Consider the following 18985-nt stretch of genomic DNA (forward strand, 5'->3'; position numbering starts at 1 on the left):
AACAAGATAAATCCTACAATTAAAACTGTAGGGGCAATTACAGAATTGCCCCTACCTTATTATATTAAGTTTGTTAAGCACCAGAATTTGATATAGCAATTGGCGATCGTCCTACGGCAAAGAAGCGTTTTTCAAATCTACATTTGCCATATTGGCATTCTTTAAATTAGCACCTGTCAAGTCTGAACCGTTCAAATTTGCACCATGCAAATTTGCATTAGTCAAATTTGCATCCCGCAAGTTGACTCCCTGTACGTCTATCCCCGACAAACTGCCGCCTCTGAGGCTGACATTAGCTAAATTCGCTACAGACTGGCGAGCATTTTTCAGGTTCGCACCCGCCAAATTGGCGCTTTCTAAATTAGCGCCGATTAAATTAGCGCTGGTGAGATTGGTATTTTTCAAACTGGCAATCACTAAACCCGCCAGACTCAAATTAGCGCGACTCAAATCAGCACTCTCCAAATTAGCCCCGTGCATTTTAGCCCCTATTAAACTCGCACCTTGCAATTTAGCTTGTTTCAGATTTGCTTCATTCAGTTTGGCTTCGTCCAAATTTGCACCGTTCAAATTTGCACCTCTGAGATTCGCACCGCTCAAATCTGCCCCGCTCAGATTCATACCAGCAAGTTGCGCTCCTGTCAAGTCACATTGGTTACATTTTTTAGTTTCTAATAGTTGCTTGACGTGGGATACGTTTTCTGCCTTTACTCCCGAGGCAAAACCCATCGCAATTACCAGCCCTGTTGTTGTTAAAATTCCAAGTTTCATATACCCACCCTCCGCAATATCTCTCTTAAATAATATCCCACATTATTAAAGAGGTTAGGGTGATCAGTCTCTTTGAGAAACTGTGACAATCATCACCCTATTGTGCACAAAACCTGCAATAATTATTGAGTTTTAAACTCCTCAAAATTATTGTAAAGAATTATTGCTTTTTCAGGAACCAAAAAGGAAAAGATTGCGTCGGTTCGAGACGGACGCCGATAATGCTGTTCTGAGCAAAAGTATAGTCCTTATCCTGCCAAAGAGGGATGAAGGGTACATCTTGACCCAGTACGTCTTGAATTTCGGCAAATATGCCTTTTCGGGTTTCAGGGTTTGTTTCTTTGCGCTGCTTGTCGATCAGTTGATTTACCCGATCGCTATAATAAAACGAACCTTGACCTTGACTTTGACCCTTGGAGCAGCCCCCAGCCTCCGAACCTGTGGCACAATCTAAAAACGGGTGGATGTAATTGTCAGCGTCAAAAAAGTCGGCGGACCAATCCACTAAAACCGCAGGATAAATTCCCTTCTCTATGTTTTGAAACAAAGTCGGAGATTCAACGCTGTTAATTTCTACCTGCATTATCCCATCCATTTTGAGTTTAGCTTGCGCCTCGATCATACTCGCCACTAAAGCTCGTTTTGTGGAAGATGAAGGATACCAAAGTGGCAGAACAAAAGGATTTGTGGCCGAGTATCCCGCTTTCGTTAAAAGTTCCTTAGCCTTTGTGGTGTTGGCATCGCCGTACAATTCTTTAAAAACCGGTTTTTGAACGTCGAAGGTTGTGGGAATCAGACTGTAAAGTGGTTGTGCTTGTCCCCGCAGTACGCGCTCGTTAATCATGGGCCGATCCATCACTGCTGCGATCGCCTGCCTCACTTCTAACTTGTCCAGCGGTTTAGACTGCATATTCAGCACCATGTAACTAACCGTACTGCTTTCCCCCGCGATTTCCTGCCATTTCCCTTTTTTTGCTCCCTCGTCCAAGCTTTGAACTTGGTCTGCATCCAGAGACAAATAAGCCACATCGACTGCACCAGTCTGAAAAGTATTGAACAAATTTGAGGAACTAGAAAGCAGCAAAATGTCAATTCCTTGATTAACCGGCTTTTCCCCCCAATACTTTTCAAACACGTCAAACTTGAGAGAATCGCTGCCGTACTTCGCCAGCTTGTAACGTCCAGTTCCCACAAACGTATCGGGTTTAAATTTACCCTGTCCAATCTCGTAAGCTTTCGGAGAAACAGCACACATACCGGAAAATGTCAACAGGGAAGTAAAAGCAGAAAAAGGCTTTTTGAGTTGAAAAGTTAATTCGTATTCGCCCGTGGCTTTCACCGATTCTACTGCATCGCTCAACAACATAGCCGGACTGCCACCATTTTTGATAAACCGCTGCAAGGAAAACTCCATTGCTGCGGCGTTAAACGGTGTGTCGTCGTGAAAAATAACGCCTTGACGCAAGGGGATTGTATATGTCAATCCGTCTTGGCTAACTTTTGGCATTGCTGTCGCTAAGTGGGGGATTAACTCAGTAGTTCCCGACTTGTAAGCGTAGAGAGTGTCGCCCAAATTCCGCAGCAATTGTCCTGATAAGGTTTCGTAACCGTCCGCAGGATCGATCGTCCGCAATTTCAAGGTTGTGCCAATAGTAACGCGGTTATTAGCATTTTCGCCGGTCGCAGTCACTGATCGACGTGCTCCCTGTCCGCAACTTGCAGTTAACAAGCAGCACAAAAAGAACAGAGCTATCGCTTTAATCACTGAAGGTTTTATATGTATTCTAGGCTGCTGCTTGTTAATTCCCATCGTCTTTTTTTGACACTCCAAATTATTGATTATATTATCAGGACTTACGCACTGTTAGACTAGAAACCGGATTTATTTGTAGATTCTCCTGTAATACAAATATCGCTGCTTAACCACAGCAACTTAAAAGCTTGGTGATGTTTGATCGGTTTGAGCTCCTTCGGCTCAATTTTTATAGCTTGCTGGGTCATGAGTGTTCTTGCTAAGAAGAGCGGCGATCGTCTTAATTAATTGATCCGGTTCGATCGGCTTTGCCAGATGTCGGTGAAATCCAGCTTGCAAAGCTTGCTGTTGATTAAACTCGCCCGCATAGGCAGTCAGGGCGATCGCGGGAATCAGCCCACCCCGTTCTGGCGGCAGGGATCGCACTTGGCGCAACAGCATATAGCCATCCATCCCCGGCATTCCAATGTCACTCAACAGGACATCTGGCTGGAAATTAGTCAACGCTGTGAGGGCTTCTTGAGGGACAGCCACCGTCACTACCTCTGCACCTGCATCTTCTAGCAAAAAGGAAATCAAGTCTCGCATATCCGGCTCATCATCTACCACAAGTATCCGCATCCCGGATAACGGTTCATCCGCAGTCGATCGTTCGGAAAGTCCTGCAAGAGAGTTTTCTTGTCCCTTTACCTTCCCTGATAGGGGCAGTCTTACGGTAAAGGTAGCTCCTAGCCCTTCACCCGGGCTATCTGCGACAACGGTGCCGCCGTGCAGTTCGACTAGATGGCGCACGATCGCCAGCCCCAATCCCAAGCCACCAAACTTGCGGGTTGTAGCGCCATCTTTTTGCCGGAAGTAGTCAAACACATAGGGTAAAAACTCCCGTGCGATGCCAATCCCTGTATCCGCCACCGTAATTTGAGCCTGATTACCAACACGAGTCAAATTCACCTCAACGCGCCCTCCGGCTGAGGTGAATTTGACCGCATTGGAAACAAGATTCCAAACAATCTGCTGCAAACGGCCCGAATCCCCCAAAATCTGTCCCACCTGAGGATCTAACACAGTCCGAATATCAATGGATTTGGCAACTGAAGCCAAATTGACGGTTTCGATCGCCGATTCCACCGTTAAAGCTAAATCGACTGGACGCATATTAAGACTGAGCTTGCCTTGAAGAATTTTCGAGACATCGAGCAAATCTTCAATCAGTTCACTTTGCAGCCTGGCGTTGCGTTCGATCGTCGCTAACGCCTGTGCCGTTTTCGCCGCATCCAGCTTGCCAGTTTGCAGCAGCTTTGACCAGCCCAAAATGGGATTGAGGGGCGATCGCAATTCATGGGATAGTACCGCTAAAAACTCATCCTTGATGCGATTTACCTGTCTTAGCTGTTCCGCTTGCTGCTGGAGTGAATCGTTCAGGCTTGCCCGTTCCAGAGCGATCGCAATTTGGTCACAGGTCGATCGCAGCAGCTCGATTTCTGCAGGTGTAAAGTGCGTCCGAGTCCGACTGGCAAATGAGAGCGTTCCTAATAACCGCCCTTGAGCGATTAACGGTTGACCCGCGTAAGCCGTGATGCCCATTTCAGAGATGGCTTTAGCATTTGGATGAGTGGAAATTTGGGCTTGATTCAAGACAAGTTGCTGCTGCGTTTGGGCAACCAGTCCACAGAGATATTCACCTAATTCGATCCATGCGATCGCCTGCGCCCTTTCTTCAGAGAGGCCATCGTAGTTTCTCAAATGCAGCATCAGGCGGTTGTCTTTTTCTTCCACCATGAAGTTGTAGTAACAGTGCAGATCGAGTTGCACTGAAAGTTTGCGGAATAGCGTGTGCATCAAAGCCAGAGGCTGTTGTGTCTTCAACAGATCGCGGGTAGTTTCATAAAGCAATTGCAGTCGCTCACTTGCTTGCCGTTGTGCGGTCTTGTCCTGCATGATTTTGACAAATCCCTGCGGACAATCGGCTTCATTAAGCAGGGGCATCATCAATCCACTGGCCCAAAAGCGATTCCCATCTTTGCGGACGTGCCAGCGTTCGTCTTCGGCCCGTCCTTGCAGTAGAGCCGTTTGCCTCTCGCACTCGGCTTGTCCTTGTTCGTTATCTTCGGGCGTGAAGATCATCCGAATCGAGCAACCAATTGCTTCTGTCTCGGTATAGCCCAACAACCTTTCTGCCCCTGAGTTCCAACTGGCAATGATGCCGTTAAGGTCGAGGGTAAAGATGGCATAATCTTTGGCGCTTTCAAAGATCAGACGGAGGCGAGATTCACTCTGGCGCAGGGCTTCCTCAGCTTGCTTGTGGTCTTCAATATCAACACAAGAGCCTATGTAGCCCAAGAACTCACCTTCCAATCCGTAGCGAGGAACAGCTTCATCCATAACCCAACGGTATATGCCATCAAAGCGTTTCAAGCGATATTCCATCTTGAACGGTTGACGGGCATCAAAGGCAGTCACATAAGTGCCTAAACATCGATCGAGGTCGTGGGGGTGGACTCCTTGTGCCCAACCATTGCCCCTTTCTTGCTCGATCGTCCGCCCCGTAAAGTTTAGCCACGGGAGGTTGAAGTAATAACAGAGTTTATCGGTGTCCGACATCCAAATCAGCACAGGGGCAGCATCTGCCATCAGCCGGAACCTTGCCTCACTTTCCCGTAGTGTGGCTTCGGCTTGTTTGCGATCGGTGATATCGTTGACCAGTGCTACAAACCCTTCAACTTTTCCCTGGCTATTGAAGCGGGGAACATAGGTTGCATTGACATAACGGGTTACACCATTTTTGTAGGGAATTTGACTTTCAAAGGTCACTTCCTCTCCTGCCAAGACTTGCTCAACATAAGGAAGAACCGCTTGATACCCCGTTTCGCCTAAAACCTCTGGGAGATGCTTGCCGTAGATTTCTTTTGCCTGAAGTCCAAACCATTCTTCATATGCTCGATTGTGGAAGCGGTAGCGTTGGTCTGAGTCTACAAAGGAGATCAAGGCAGGCACGGCATTGGTGACTAAACGAAGTTCTGCTTCTCGTTGTTGCAATACCTCCTCGCCAAGTTTTCGATCGGTAACATTTCGGAAATAAATGGTAATCCCGTTCGCGGCAGGGTAGGTGCGAACGTCATACCACCGATCGTGATCGCGATAAAACGCCGTGACTGATAAGGCCACGCGCTCGTTTGCCACGCGCCGATGAACCCGCTCAAACTCGCTGCCCTCGAGTCCTGGGAATTCTTCCCACAAATTCTTCCCCATCAGATCGCCCGAAGTGCGGTCTAGCAGAATTTCTGCTGACCGATTCATGTAAGTGAAACGCCAATTCTCATCAAGGGAGAAGAATCCATCATCAATGCTCTCAAGAATGTTCCGACTCTGCTCTTCGCTTTGACGCAACGCTTCTTCGGCTTGTTTGCGATCGCTGATGTCGATCAATACGCCCCGCGTCGAAATTAGGATGCCCTCAGCGTTGTAGGCGCAATCGCCCTTTGCCAAAATCCAACGAACGGTGCCATCTGCCCAAAGCGTCCGATATTCTATTTCAGTATGCGCTTGATTCGCTTTTAGCTCACTGATGACGGTGTGAACGAATGGGCGATCGTCGGGATGCACGGCTTCTAAAAACACCTGCAGCGACATTGCTGTATTGACGGGTAAACCAAACATCGCTTTGGCTCTATCCGTAAAACTCAGCGCGTCTGTTTCTATATCCAAATACCACAAACCAAAATTGCCGCCTTCGCAAGCCAATCGGAGCTGTTCTTCGCTCTCGCGCAACGCCTGGAACGATCGATCTCGCTCGAAGGCGATGCTGGCAACTTGGGTGCCGAACTCGGCGAGTTTATATTCCCAATCCGTCGGCCTCCGCGCCTCGCTAAAGCAAAGCATCAGCGACCCCAGAGCTACATTGTCCTGCCCGATCACGGGCTGAGAATGACACCCTAGAATGCCATGAGCCACGCATAAATTTCGCCATGCTTGCGACCAGCCATCGTCGTTGGCAATGTCGGCGCAGGTCACGGGCTGACCGCAATACACTGCTTCGCCGCAGGTTCCCATGCACAAATCGTTAATCGGAGCATCCTTGAGTCCTTCACCAAAAGACGGTGGAAAGTCTGGAGTAATGGAAGCGTTAAACGTCAGTCGCCGATCGTCGGCTAGCAGGAAGCAGGCGCGGGTACTCGGATTTAGCCTGGATACTGAGACACACACGGCTGCCAGACAGTCGTCTAGTGGCTGTCCGAATGCGAGCGACTCCAGCAGTCGTTTCTGCTCGATTAGGATGAGTTCCGCCTGTTTGCGATCGGTGATGTCAGCAAGCAAAACGGTCAGTCCACTGGAGGAAGGGTAAATTCGATGGTCGTGCCAACCATTCCAAGGAGAGTAGAGATAATCAAACTGAAGCGACGTTTGTTCGCGCATTGCCCGATGAAACTGCACGTAAGCATCGGTATCAACGGCAGCGGGAAATAGCTCCCAAACGTTCTGACCCAGAATCGCTGACCGCGGCATTCCAACCATTTCACAGTAGCGATCGTTGGCATAGGTGTAGCGCCAATCGCGATCGAGGATGTAAAACCCATCGTTGATGCTAGAAAGTACCGTTTCTAGCTGTTCTTTTGCCTCAGTCGTCGCAGCTTGTGCTGCTTCGCCCTGCACCTGTTGTTCTAGTTCCATTGCCTCCTGTAAATTTTGCAAGGCTGCTTTCGCGTTTTTTATAGCAGTGCGCCACGATAGATTGAGTGAAGCGATCAATCCTGCCACGATCGAAAACATACCCAACCGAACTATTGTCTCTACATTAGCTATCTGTAACGAATAGAACGGCTCAATAAAAAAATAGTTGATTGCCAGCGTGGATAAAATTGTTGCCAGCAACCCAGCCCCTAAACTGCCATACCAGGTACTTACTATCACCGCGATGAAAAACAGGGGCGTCGTGGTTGGGTATATCCACGGTAAAAGCGATCGCGTTAGCCCCAGTGCCAGTGCCACGGAGAGGGTCGCCACACCATAGGGAAGTAGTCTAACTCTGAAAATGCTGTTGATTCCCTCTAAACTCACCCTTTGTACTCCTTATCCGAAAAATATCTTGCTCCCAGCGCCTTACTGCAACGCTTCGCGAATGCAGTAAGGCGAATTACCTAACTCATCCAGCAAGATGTAAATTTGCTCGAGTGCCCAGCGAGAAGGGATAGCGTGTCCATTTTCCCAACGATTAATCGTGGGAATGGTCATCCCTCATTCATCCGCCAACTTTTTCTGAGACAGCTTCAGCGCTTGCCCCAGTTCTCGCCCCCAATTATCGATCGCTGGTTGTTCCGCCCTCAGCCGTTCTATTTTTTTGAGAGCCCTCAGAATTAACAGGTATAAAGCTTTTTATATTGTACACCTTTGACAGATCCCGGAGGTCCGTCATCTCTCTCAAGATAGGTTTTAGTTGTTGCGACTTGAACATATAAACGCTTCAGCTTACAAACGCGCGTCTATTACCGGGGACGGTTTGGCTTTGCTGGAAAGTCTCTCGTTTATGCTTGCCCTAAAAGCTCTATTTTTGATGGTGTTGTGGCTTATTTTAAACACGCCATAGGCTTGAGTTTTCTTCATCCCAGAAAGCTCTCGGGCCTGGGATGACTTTGTGACGCAAGTCGTAACTGTAGAGTTTGGCCATGAGCGGATTGAACATTATCAAGACGAGGGACTATCTCTAGTATCTGTCCTAACAGCCTTGGCGACTGTTAGTTATATTATTCGGATGTAACCGGATTGGATATGATTCATGATTCATGACTCCGCCCAACAATGGATACTTGCTTTCCGACAGGAGTTGTAAGCAGTTCAAAATTTTAGACCAAACTTTAATGTCCCAGATTCCTCTGTGGAATAAATCTAAAATCGACTAACTTGCTTTAAATTCCTTTGAGGAGCGATCGCCAATCCCGACAGCGTTTCAGGTAAATGCGAGCTACCTGATCGCTCGGATTTGTCCGCAAACATTCTTCAAACAATTTCCCCGCTTCTCGGAAATCCTTGCGATCGCACAATAACATAGCTTCATTATATACAGGCAAATTTGCTAGCTTGGCCGACAGAATTTCCGGCGAATCTGCATCAAATACCTCATATACTACGACATATTGAGATTTTCCTTTTACCTGTACTTTATCCACAATCCTAATAGCATAATCGTTCGGATTTCGCAACCGTTCCAAAGTCTGCTGAGAAATTAACAGAGGTACGCCGTAATCTTTGGTCAATCCTTCAATGCGAGATGCTAGATTAACAGCATCGCTAATCACAGTGCTGTCCATTCGGCTTTTACCCCCGACTGTCCCCAGCATCAAAGAACCCGAATTGATGCCAATTCCAATTTGAATCGGGACGTAGCCGACGCCTTGACGGTATTCGTTGTAATTTTTCAGGATATTTAGCATTGCAATACCCGCTTTCACTGCATCATCTGCAAAGTCACTAAACAAAGCCATAATTGCATCGCCGATGTATTTGTCAATAAACCCGTTATTGCTAGTAATGGCAGGCTCCATCCGCGAAAGATAAGCATTAATAAATTTAAAATTTTGTTGGGGAGTCATAGTTTCTGAAAGCGTCGTGAAATCGCGAATATCCGAAAAGAGCACCGACATTTCCTGCTGCACTTGGTCGCCTAAATTGACATCTATAATACTTTCATATCCCAACAAATTTAGAAATTGGTGAGGCACAAATCTACCGTAGGCATCAGTTAACTCTGATTCGGCATCCAGGGATTTTTCTAAATTTTGATTAAGATCAAATAGTTTCTTAATAAATAAATGGCGATCTGCTTCAGCTTCTTTGCGTTCCGTGACATCTTGAAAAACTGCGATCGCAAAAGCAACTTTGCCACCCTCGTCAAAAATTGGCGTTCCCCAAATCTCAAGGGGAACTTTCTTGTGGGGGTGATGAATTTCCAGATCCTCAGCCGTCGCGTTTTCGCCCCTCAAAGCTCGGACGATCGGCAAATTCTCGAAAGGGTAAATAGTCTCAGTTCCCGCAATATAAACTTGATAACTTTCTGACAAATCCTCAACTGCATTTAAGGGCAAAACTCCTTGACCGAGTAACTGCTCTCCGGCGTTATTTACGTAGTAAGGTCTGCCTTGAGAATCCAGCACGAGCACACCTATGGGAATCGCTTCAAGAAATTGAGCCAGCTTGATTTCGCCTTCGCGCACCGCCTCAAATGCGCGATATCGCAACTCATTTTCAACCGTATCGGAATGTTGAGCAGTAGTTTCCAGCAAGATTTCCAGATCCGCTTTTTCCTCCTTCAAGTCTTCCACTTGCTGGCGCAATCTTTCTATCTCTAAAAGTAGCTGTTCTCTAGATGGTTGTTCTTCCAGCATAACTCGAGAATTTGCGCCTCGACTAACAAAAAAATTCTCAACAGCTCGCGCCCTAAAAGTAATCGTGTTTCTAGAAAAATTCCAACTGCAAACCAGGCATCAGGCGCTGGAAATTCTTCAAAGATTTACCGTGCCAAGCTATGCTTTGAGAACCTTGTACCGCCAATTGCACCCTGGCTGTTTTGCGGACCTCGATAATAAACTTCGATAGCATATTGATGCCCGAACTGTTCAAAAATTCTAACTGCTGCAAATTGAGGGTAATTTTCGTCGGTTCCACGTCGGCAGCCTTCGTCAGCAACTGCGCTATCGGCGTGTACTCTGCAGGCCCGCTCAGTCTTAGAGATCCAAGAAAACTCACGGTTGCCGTTGCTGGATCGTAACAGATCTGGTAATCTTCTGTATTAATTTCCATAGCCACAAAAAAAAGTCCCTTAGATATTATCGATCACCAGCGTTGCTTATACTGTTAATTGCACCATAGTTGTCACCGCAATTACTTCCGGGTCTTGGTGCACGGTCTGGAATTTCCAGCCAAGTTTAGCAGTATAATCGGTGAGCATGGTCAACAAACCCAATCCAGAATTGGTACAGCTTTCGTCAGCAGCATTTTTTTCCAGCCGCTGAAGGTAAAGTTCGCTTGGCTCCGAGGACAGCAACTGCTGAATATAAGCCTGAAACTTGTCCACAGCTTGCGGAGAGATGCTGTTAGCAACTGAGAAAATCACACCGTCGCTCTCTAATTGCAGTTTAATATCGATCGGGTACTCCGAGGTTTCATCATTAAACTTCATGGCATTTTCTAATAACTCGTTGGCAATGTAGCTAACAGCGCCTTTTATTTCAGCTTGTCTTTCAATTGTCGAGGGATCGTCTTCGTTGCGCGGAAAAAAAGTCGTCAGGTAGTCAGCGAGAAAATCCGCCGACAAACCGTTGTTCCGCCACCGCTGCTTGAGAGGAACCGAACTCGGAGAAAATCCCATTATTAAGTATTCTTGGCTAGCGGGCTGCTCGATGAAATCGCCGAAAATCTGGGTCATATCGGTGTAAGAGCTAAAGTTTGAGATGAGGGGCATCACTAAATATATTTTAAACTTTAGAAGGGATATCCAAGTAGTTATTTTTGTTTGAGTACCAGCAATGTGATGTCATCAAAAACTTTTTGTTCGCCGATGTGCGATCGCACGTCGTTAATTACAGCCTGCCTGATTTCGGCAGCCGAACGCTGCGAATTAATCTCTATTACCTTAATTAACCGCTCTAAACCATAAAGCAGTTTATCCATATTTTTAGCTTCCGTAATCCCGTCAGTGTAAAGCACTACCACATCTCCTGAATACAACTGCACAATTGTTTCAGCAACAAATTCAGCAATATCTGCATCCAGTCCGATCGGGAAACCCAAATCGATCGTATCAAACCGCTCTACACAACCGTTAGACCGCACTACAATCATTTCTTCGTGCTGGCCGCTCAACTTCAGCATTCCCTGCTGATAGTCGAGCAAGGCAAGGCTAGCGTTTCTGTCGCATTTCATCCGCTGGATGTTATCGTAAATTACACTGTTAATAGCGCTTAAAAATTTAACCGGGTCTGATTCATTGTAAGCGAGCAAAGTTCGGACGGCCGTTTGAACCATAATCATTACAACGCCGCTCTCCAATCCATGTCCCGTCACGTCGCCAATGCCAATTTTCACTCTACCTTTGTGCTGGAGTACGTCGTAATAGTCGCCGCCTACTTCATCGGCAGCTTCCATAAATCCCGCAATATCTAAGCCCGTAACTTCCTTGAGTTCTCGGTCTTTCGGCAGCAGCATCTGCTGAATCTTGCGAGTAACGTCTAGTTCTGCGCTCATTCGGAGATTTTCAGCTTTTAAGCGATCGTTGAGAACAGTAATTTCTTGATTAGCAGCAACTAAGGCATCGGCAATTTTGTTAAACGCAGCCACCACTTGCCCCAGTTCATCTCTGTTATCCAAAATAATTTTGTGATCTACATTGCCACTTGCCATCTTTTTTGAGGCTTCGTCTAGGACAAATACAGTTTGCATAACGCTTCTGTAAAAAGCTACAAATAAATAAATAACTATTAGTAAAGTTATTAACACCAAAACCGAAATAAAAATTTTTTTTGTAATAAAAGTCTCAATACGTTTGTGCAGTAAGAAGTCTAATTCCTTAGAAGTTTCGTCCCATAGTTCAAAACTCGAATCCAGAACTCTATCGCTTCCATCAAGATAGGCATAATATTCCACTAAGGCTGTGGGATTAATCAGTTTATCTAGTTGCGCGGTTAGCAGATCTACTACCGAGTTAAATTTTGTCAATTTATCGCTTAATTTCGATCGCAGATTCCCGTGACGATTATTGCTAAATCCTACCTCCATATTGATTGCTAAATCATGATTAAGTTCTCTCAATTTGCCAGCCAAAGTAATCAGTTTTGCTCTTGTTTCAGGTTTGGCATAGGAAAGCAAGCTGTTTTTTTGAGAAATTAGTCTAATTTCTGATAAAATTTTTTGCATTTCTGGAATCTTCAGCAAAGTTGCATCCATTAAATAATAGGTATCTAAATCAGGGTCTAATATGAGATTGGAAATATCGCCGACGTGAGCGCTCAATCTATTAATATCTTCTGTTAAAGTTTGACATACAAAATCGTAAGTTTCTCTACTCCAATGGCTGCGACGAAGTTTAAAATTTTGCCACTTGTGATAGATTTTATTAAAATACTCGCTAGAAACTAATTCTTTTCGTAACTGACGATCTGTATATACCAGGGATTGAAAGTTCGCGTCAATCTTAGCTTCTAAATCTGCTATCGTATCTGGCGGGCTTAAATTGGTATTTAAAGGCTGATAATTTAACAGTTGAAGTTTAGGTATGTATTGCCTCAACTGGCGGAGCGGGCGCAGGTATTCATTACCGTAAATTTCTTTTTGGGCAAAATCAACCCTGCTATTAATTTCGGAAATCAGCAGGTACATGACTAAGGTTAACGGTATTGCAAATAGAAAACCGATTAGGGTAAATTTTTGAGGATAGCTCAACCGATTCATTAAATGGATTCCCAGGGATTTTCTACTCATAATCGATAGATTTGAAAAATATTGAACTAAAAAACTAACGTTGGCTACTAAAGTATTTCCCGGGACTATCGCTCTAAAAAACAATAATGCTAATACAATTAATCAGCGATAGCTAGCTTAGTTTATAATGCGTTTCCGTCCTGTTGCAACAAGTTTTGTGGCATCCCTTTCATCTCGTCGGCTCAGCTCGCCTACCACAGTCTAAAACACCTTTAGCAGTTTTGGAACGATGAAAAGTCATTCGTACTGAGATTGTGGGACACAATTAGAGGATTTTAAGAATATTTACTTAAGCATAAATTTTTCTTAATACCCCGAGACAAAAAGTAAAAATTAAGTGATAACTGGGTAGTGCAAGTTTCCTGAAACACAACTGCCGGCCGCGAGTAGGAAATACTTGGGCCGCACCAGCAGTCAAGTTAGTTCTGCACAAAGGAACTAGCAGCATCAGCAAAAGTGCCTAAATAAGTATCTGCAGTTGAGTGTTCAGGAGCGATCGCGCATTGTGTAAAGTGAGGCAGAGGGCGTATGATGAAAAGAATCTCCACAAATAAGTTTCCCCAGAATAAAAACCGAGACCAAAAGCAGCCCAATCCTGTAATCTTGGCTTTGGTGCTGACAGGAATTCTGGTATGGGAAATGTATCCGGCGCTAAGACACACCGCTGCGGCGAACGCGGGCGCTCTCAAAGATTCCCTTGCCCAGTTGGAAAAGCAACAGCAGCAAACCGCGCAGCAATTTTCCTCAGCAGCGCTGCCCCCAAAAATCAGCTATTCGGTATTGGCACTTAATACTCTAATTTCCGAACCGGGCAAATTGGCCGAGGCTACACGCCAAAATCCCCCGAACAAATTGCCCGCAACCGTAGCAGCAGCAGTCCGGCGAGAGTTGTCGGACTCCACTGGCATTGCTGCTGACAAGTTGAAAGTAACTGAATCGAGCGGACAAAGTTGGCCGAATACTTGTTTAGGACTCTCCAAAGCGGATGAAATTTGCGGTCAAATGATTGTCGAAGGTTGGCGGGTTGTGGTTTCTGATGGTAGGCAAACTTGGGTTTACCGTACTAATGCTAGGGGAAATATCTTGCGTTTGGAAAAAAAGTTAGCTAGGTAAATGTACCCCTGTGAAATGAAATATAAGTTTCGTTTTGGGACAGGCTTTTGGGCCTGTTCCACAAAGAGTGAATTTTCTTGTTGGAAGTTTGTTGTGGGCTTCTGGGAACAGGCAAGATGCCTGTTCCACAAAGAGTGAATTTTCTTGTTGGAAGTGTCTTGTGGGGTGAGCTTCTGGGAACAGGCAAGATGCCTGTTCCACAAAGAGCGAGTTTTTTTGTGGGTGGTTTCTTGTGGGGTGGGCTTCTAGCCCGCCCCTTGTCTTAATTGGGGAGCTGGTTTCTTTCGATGATGCCGCCGCCCAACAGCACGTCTCCGTCATACCAAACAGCCGCTTGTCCGGGGGTAATGCTCAACTGCGGTTCGTCAAAAATCAACTTAACTCTTGTACCGCCGGCTTTTTCCTCTGCTTGGGATGGTTCCACAGGAATAATTGTAGCGGGGACGGGGTGCGATCGATATCGAATCTGTACCTGAGCCCGAATTGGAGCCGTGGGCGCAGCCACAGAAACCCAATTCACTTTCTGGACAGTACATTCAGATTCTACTGCCAACTGTCGATCGCCCACAATTACCCGATTGCCAGCAGCATCGAGTTCAATCACATACAGCGGTTCCGGTGCAGCAATCCCGAGTCCCTTCCGCTGGCCGATGGTGTAGTGGTGCACGCCGTCATGCTGTCCGAGCACCCGCCCTGACTTGTCCACAATGTCACCCTTTTGCGGCGCAATGTACTTATCCAGAAAAGCCCGCATCGAACCGTTACTTTCCACCAAGCACAAATCCTGACTTTCCGGCTTATCAGCAGTTGTCAAGCCAAATTCCGCCGCAATTCTGCGAGTTTCTGTCTTGGTAATTTCCCCCAAAGGAAACTCCGTACCCGCCAACAAATCCTGTGTTAAATCATACAAGAAATAAGACTGATCTTTCGCAGGGTCGATCGCCCGCAGCAACTGATAGCGACCTGTAGCAGCATCGTAAGTAATCCGGGCGTAGTGCCCTGTAGCGATTTTTTCAATTCCGAGTTCTTCGCGAGCATACTTAAGCATTGGCCCGAACTTCACAGTTTTATTGCACTGGGAACAAGGTAAAGGCGTAACTCCTGCACTGTAACCCTCCACCAAATAATCGACAATACTTGCCTGAAAGACCTCGCGGCTGTCAACAATGTGGTGGGGAACGCCCAAATCTTCGCAAATTTTAGCTGCATCGACCATTCCCTCAGAGCAGCACTGACCTTTGCCCTTCATCAACCACAGCGTTAAACCCACCACTTCATATCCCTGATGGTGTAAAATTGCGGCTGCTGCGGAACTATCGACCCCGCCGGAGAGGCCTACAACAATCTTGTTCATGGTTGGAGAGAAATTGCTATTTTACTGTTACTTTGTTCGATCGAGCTAATTTATTATACCACAAGTATACTACAACTTGCCACTGCTGCTGTTAGCTGAAATTTTAGCACTAATATGACTATTCAAAAATTTGTTGTCACCGCCGACCAAATGCGGCAAATAGAAACGAGAATCTTTGCTGCTGGAATGCCAGTCGCAGCTTTAATGGAAAAAGTCGCGGGACTGATTGCTAGACGCATTCAGGCGCTTTTGAAAGCGGAAGGAAGTTCGGCAACTAGCAGTGTACGGGATTTAACCGATAGAAGGAAAAGGGAAGAAGAGAAAAATCTTGTTAATTCTCAATTGCCAGTTATCGGCGTATTGGTTGGGCCGGGACACAACGGCGGCGATGCTTTGGTTGTTGCCCGCGAATTGCACTTTCAAGGGTTCCAAGTAGTTATTTACTGCCCCTTTTCTAAACTCAAAGAACTAACAAAAAGTCACGCTGATTATGCGCGTTATTTAAATATTCCATTTGTTAACAAAATAGAAGCACTAAAAAACTGCGACTTGCTCATTGATGGTTTATTTGGATTCGGATTAGAAAGAGAAATTACTAACTCCACAGCCACCACAATTGAGGAAATAAATAATTTAAATATCCCCGTTGTCAGTATAGATATTCCATCGGGAATTCATACAGATACCGGAGAAGTTTTGGGGACGGCTATCCGGGCAAAACATACATTATGTTTGGGTTTGTGGAAAATGGCATTTCTGCAAGACCGAGCGTTAGAATATATCGGCAGTTCCGAATTAATTGATTTTGATATTCCCGCAGCAGATATTGCAGCAATATTGGGTGAAACGCCAGCAATACAACGCATTACAAAAGCCTCGGCAACTCAGCATTTGCCGTTACCCCGATCGCCAATTTCACACAAATACACCAACGGTCACTTACTACTTATTGCAGGTTCCCGCCGCTACAGCGGAGCAGCAATTTTGGCAGCATTGGGAGCAAGAGCTAGCGGCATCGGAATGCTGTCAATTGCCGTTCCTGAGTCGATTAAACCGATGTTGAGCAGTCAGTTGCCAGAGGCTTTAGTTATAGGATGTCCCGAAACCCAAAGCGGTGCAATTAGCGAATTGCCAGTAGCAATTGATTTGAGTTCTTATGATGCGATCGCGGCAGGGCCAGGTCTGACATTGGAAGCGGCAATAGCTGTAGAATCTGTACTGGAGAGCGATCAACCTCTGGTTTTAGATGCTGACGGTTTAAATATCCTCGCTCAACTCGGCACAGTCCCGATTTTGTCCGAACGCTCAGCAGTGACAATCATCACGCCTCACCCGGGCGAATTCAAGCGTTTATTTCCCGAATTAGCCGAGCAAACGGGCGATGATCGAATTGCCGCAACTCAAGCAGCAGCTCAGCTTTGCGGTGCAACGGTATTGCTCAAAGGAGCCAGAGTTTGCATAAGTTGGAAGGATGAGGGCGATGCCCTACGAGATAGCTACGCTTCACGTACCATCACCTACCTCAATCCCGAAAGCACCCCAGCCCTCGCCAGAGGCGGCAGCGGCGACGTTCTTACAGGCTTGTTAGGGGGACTATTAGCAACAGCGATCGCCCGCAACTCCCCCCCCCAATCAGTTGCTGCAACAGCAGCTTGGTGGCACGCTCAAGCCGGAATCCTGGCTGCAAAAGAACGGACGGAATTAGGAGTAGATGCTTTTACTTTGACACAGTATTTAATTCCAACATTGCGAGAATTTGCTGAGTAAACAATCAACAGTAGTTGGTAGGGTGCGTATCCCGCATCTTTGTATTGGGTAGGTGTCCACCGCGCACCTTAGCCCTTGGTTTGTATTGACAACGAAAGTCCTCATAAAAATATTACAACTTGCATTCCTTACGACAAACCAACGGGTAACTCAAACGAGTGACACTCACATGAGTGACACTCGAAAAAGTGACTGTGTATTCACAAATCCCACCAGTTATACCTGAAATATAAAAGACCAAAACTTAAATGTTGAGAGGAACCACATTATGTACACCGAAGAAAGAAGCTTGAACAATGAAACTCTGGCTCTCGTCGCCGATACTACTGCTCAATCAACTCTTGCATTTGCTGCAACCACTGGAGTAAACAAACCCACTTTACAAATCGGTTCAACAGGCGAAGCTGTCACGGAACTACAACAGCTTCTATATCATTGGGGATATTATTTCGGCCCGATTGACAGTATCTTCGGCGTCCAAGTTCAAAACGCCGTCAAAGGCTATCAACACCGAGTCTTTTTAAAAGAAGATGGGATTGTGGGTTCTATAACTTGGGAAGCACTATACTCTGGTGCACCTGTGAATATGCCGATCGTCATGAAGGGCAGTTCTGGCAATGCTGTTAAAATTGTTCAGAATGTCTTGAAAATCAATGGATACTATTTCGGTTCGATTGACGGATTCTTCGGGACGATGACAGATGTAGCAGTGCGGCAATTGCAAATCAACAAGGCTTTACCGCAAGATGGAATTGTCGGCTATAGAACTTGGCACGTCCTCAGCAAGTTACCCCACTAATGACGGGTTGGATTCACTTTCAGTCATCGCCCAAAATTGGTAGCTCAATTAGGGATTTAGGCTTTGCCTAAGTCCCTAATTATCGTTAAGGGGAATGCTGCGCGGGAATGGCGATCGCAAATTATGTTACCGTTCCCGGCTCTGAAAAATATTCTTAACTTTCCCGTCTTTTTTTGTTACTATATGGCGGGAAATTGGTAGTCTCTATCCGGTTCCTTTACCTTCAGTTTTAGTTGTAAATTTTAGTTGTAAATAGTTGCACTCAGAAAATTATTATTCCGATACTTCCCTAACAAGACTTAGGCATGGCGGGCTTATTCCCGGTTTATACGAAAAATTCCAGGTTTAGTAACGAGAAATCTAGGAATCAACCGGGTTCTTAAGCCAAGCGCGCGCAAGTCCAGAACTAACCTTTGATGAACTTTTCTAATTTTTGAGCCATCTTCTCGACAATTCCCTCCGAACTATCTCCCGCCGATGCTTCTGCTTCAATACGCTTGACCGCATCCTCTGGAAGATTGAGCAACTGCACTAATTTTTGATAAGCTGCGGCTTCTTCAGCGTTAATTTTTGGTTCGTCGGGAGTGCGAGAACTAGAGGAAATGACTTCATAGCCGAGTTGCAAGACTAATTCCCTTTCATCTGGAGTTTCTAGTTGTCCGATCAACTCGTCAAGGGGGATATTTTGCATGATGTAATCCCGCAGTTCTTGTTGCATTTGTTGTCCGTCGGTATCAGGGGCAAACAAAGTGCAAAAGCGCTCGAGCATTAAATTAACTTCTTCGGTCGCGAGTTGGCCGTCAGCCCAGGCCATAGAAGTAACAATCCTCAGCAGATTCATCTGGCGGGGCGAAATTGATGGAGGAGGTGGGGTTTGCATAATCAAAATTGGTAATTGGTAATTGGGAATTTAGAAAAGGGAAATTGGGAATTGGGAATTGAGCCTGATTCCTTCTTGTCT

General features: G+C 45.9%; 12 protein-coding genes and 1 pseudogene. 3 read left to right on the plus strand and 10 right to left on the minus strand.

From position 1 onward, the window contains the following. Nucleotides 1–111 precede the first annotated feature (111 nt). The 8 genes and pseudogenes from D0A34_11600 to D0A34_11635 all read right to left on the minus strand — a co-directional run bounded on the left by D0A34_11600 (nt 112) and on the right by D0A34_11635 (nt 12991). Nucleotides 112–771 carry a pentapeptide repeat-containing protein gene (locus D0A34_11600; GenBank protein UNU19428.1) on the minus strand — a complete coding sequence of 220 codons (660 nt, stop codon included), beginning with the start codon at nt 769–771 and terminating at the stop codon, nt 112–114. 160 nt (nt 772–931) lie between these two features. Then, nucleotides 932–2581, minus strand: a complete 1650-nt coding sequence (locus D0A34_11605; GenBank protein UNU19429.1) for a peptide ABC transporter substrate-binding protein — start codon at nt 2579–2581, stop codon at nt 932–934. Nucleotides 2582–2746: 165 nt separating this feature from the next. Continuing rightward, the gene (locus tag D0A34_11610) at nt 2747–7579 is read right to left on the minus strand and encodes a PAS domain S-box protein (GenBank protein ID UNU19430.1); all 4833 of its coding nucleotides are present in this window, start codon (nt 7577–7579) and stop codon (nt 2747–2749) included. A gap of 42 nt (nt 7580–7621) precedes the next feature. Continuing rightward, nucleotides 7622–7873: pseudogene (locus tag D0A34_11615) on the minus strand (XRE family transcriptional regulator). 551 nt (nt 7874–8424) lie between these two features. Then, a complete protein-coding gene (locus D0A34_11620; protein UNU19431.1) occupies nt 8425–9900 on the minus strand; it encodes a PAS domain-containing protein in 1476 nt (491 codons plus the stop codon). 70 nt (nt 9901–9970) lie between these two features. Beyond that, nucleotides 9971–10315 (minus strand): hypothetical protein, encoded by a 345-nt coding sequence (locus tag D0A34_11625; protein UNU19432.1) that lies wholly within the window; start codon nt 10313–10315, stop codon nt 9971–9973. A 46-nt stretch (nt 10316–10361) separates the two neighbouring features. After that, nucleotides 10362–10940: an ATP-binding protein gene (locus D0A34_11630; protein UNU19433.1), complete on the minus strand. Its 579-nt coding sequence runs from the start codon at nt 10938–10940 to the stop codon at nt 10362–10364. A 77-nt stretch (nt 10941–11017) separates the two neighbouring features. Further along, complete coding sequence (locus D0A34_11635) at nt 11018–12991, minus strand: HAMP domain-containing protein (protein ID UNU22256.1); 1974 nt, start codon at nt 12989–12991, stop codon at nt 11018–11020. A 528-nt stretch (nt 12992–13519) separates the two neighbouring features. Between D0A34_11635 and D0A34_11640 the strand changes: the two genes are divergently transcribed. Beyond that, complete coding sequence (locus D0A34_11640) at nt 13520–14104, plus strand: hypothetical protein (protein ID UNU19434.1); 585 nt, start codon at nt 13520–13522, stop codon at nt 14102–14104. Between the two features lie 262 nt (nt 14105–14366). Here the strand turns inward: D0A34_11640 and mnmA are convergent, their stop codons facing one another. Beyond that, the gene (gene mnmA / locus D0A34_11645) at nt 14367–15458 is read right to left on the minus strand and encodes a tRNA 2-thiouridine(34) synthase MnmA (protein UNU19435.1); all 1092 of its coding nucleotides are present in this window, start codon (nt 15456–15458) and stop codon (nt 14367–14369) included. 114 nt (nt 15459–15572) lie between these two features. On the opposite strand from mnmA, the gene D0A34_11650 reads away from it, so the two are divergent. Both D0A34_11650 and D0A34_11655 read left to right on the plus strand, forming a co-directional pair. Further along, complete coding sequence (locus D0A34_11650; protein ID UNU19436.1) at nt 15573–17225, plus strand: bifunctional ADP-dependent NAD(P)H-hydrate dehydratase/NAD(P)H-hydrate epimerase; 1653 nt, start codon at nt 15573–15575, stop codon at nt 17223–17225. Nucleotides 17226–17493: 268 nt separating this feature from the next. After that, nucleotides 17494–18024 carry a peptidoglycan-binding protein gene (locus tag D0A34_11655; protein UNU19437.1) on the plus strand — a complete coding sequence of 177 codons (531 nt, stop codon included), beginning with the start codon at nt 17494–17496 and terminating at the stop codon, nt 18022–18024. Nucleotides 18025–18430: 406 nt separating this feature from the next. Here D0A34_11655 and D0A34_11660 read toward each other — a convergent pair whose 3' ends face one another. Next, complete coding sequence (locus D0A34_11660; GenBank protein ID UNU19438.1) at nt 18431–18904, minus strand: TerB family tellurite resistance protein; 474 nt, start codon at nt 18902–18904, stop codon at nt 18431–18433. Nucleotides 18905–18985 lie beyond the last annotated feature (81 nt).

The sequence above is a fragment of the Microcoleus vaginatus PCC 9802 genome, from assembly GCA_022701275.1.
Lineage (GTDB): Bacteria > Cyanobacteriota > Cyanobacteriia > Cyanobacteriales > Microcoleaceae > Microcoleus > Microcoleus vaginatus_A.

Excerpts from the sequence above, each read along its gene's own strand:
- D0A34_11600 (UNU19428.1), bottom strand. The coding sequence starts at position 771 with ATGAAACTTGGAATTTTAACAACAACAGGGCTGGTAATTGCGATGGGT.
- D0A34_11605 (UNU19429.1), bottom strand. The coding sequence starts at position 2,581 with ATGGGAATTAACAAGCAGCAGCCTAGAATACATATAAAACCTTCAGTG.
- D0A34_11620 (UNU19431.1), bottom strand. The coding sequence starts at position 9,900 with ATGCTGGAAGAACAACCATCTAGAGAACAGCTACTTTTAGAGATAGAA.
- D0A34_11625 (UNU19432.1), bottom strand. The coding sequence starts at position 10,315 with ATGGAAATTAATACAGAAGATTACCAGATCTGTTACGATCCAGCAACG.
- D0A34_11630 (UNU19433.1), bottom strand. The coding sequence starts at position 10,940 with ATGACCCAGATTTTCGGCGATTTCATCGAGCAGCCCGCTAGCCAAGAA.
- D0A34_11635 (UNU22256.1), bottom strand. The coding sequence starts at position 12,991 with ATGAGTAGAAAATCCCTGGGAATCCATTTAATGAATCGGTTGAGCTAT.
- D0A34_11640 (UNU19434.1), top strand. The coding sequence starts at position 13,520 with ATGATGAAAAGAATCTCCACAAATAAGTTTCCCCAGAATAAAAACCGA.
- mnmA (UNU19435.1), bottom strand. The coding sequence starts at position 15,458 with ATGAACAAGATTGTTGTAGGCCTCTCCGGCGGGGTCGATAGTTCCGCA.
- D0A34_11650 (UNU19436.1), top strand. The coding sequence starts at position 15,573 with ATGACTATTCAAAAATTTGTTGTCACCGCCGACCAAATGCGGCAAATA.
- D0A34_11655 (UNU19437.1), top strand. The coding sequence starts at position 17,494 with ATGTACACCGAAGAAAGAAGCTTGAACAATGAAACTCTGGCTCTCGTC.
- D0A34_11660 (UNU19438.1), bottom strand. The coding sequence starts at position 18,904 with ATGCAAACCCCACCTCCTCCATCAATTTCGCCCCGCCAGATGAATCTG.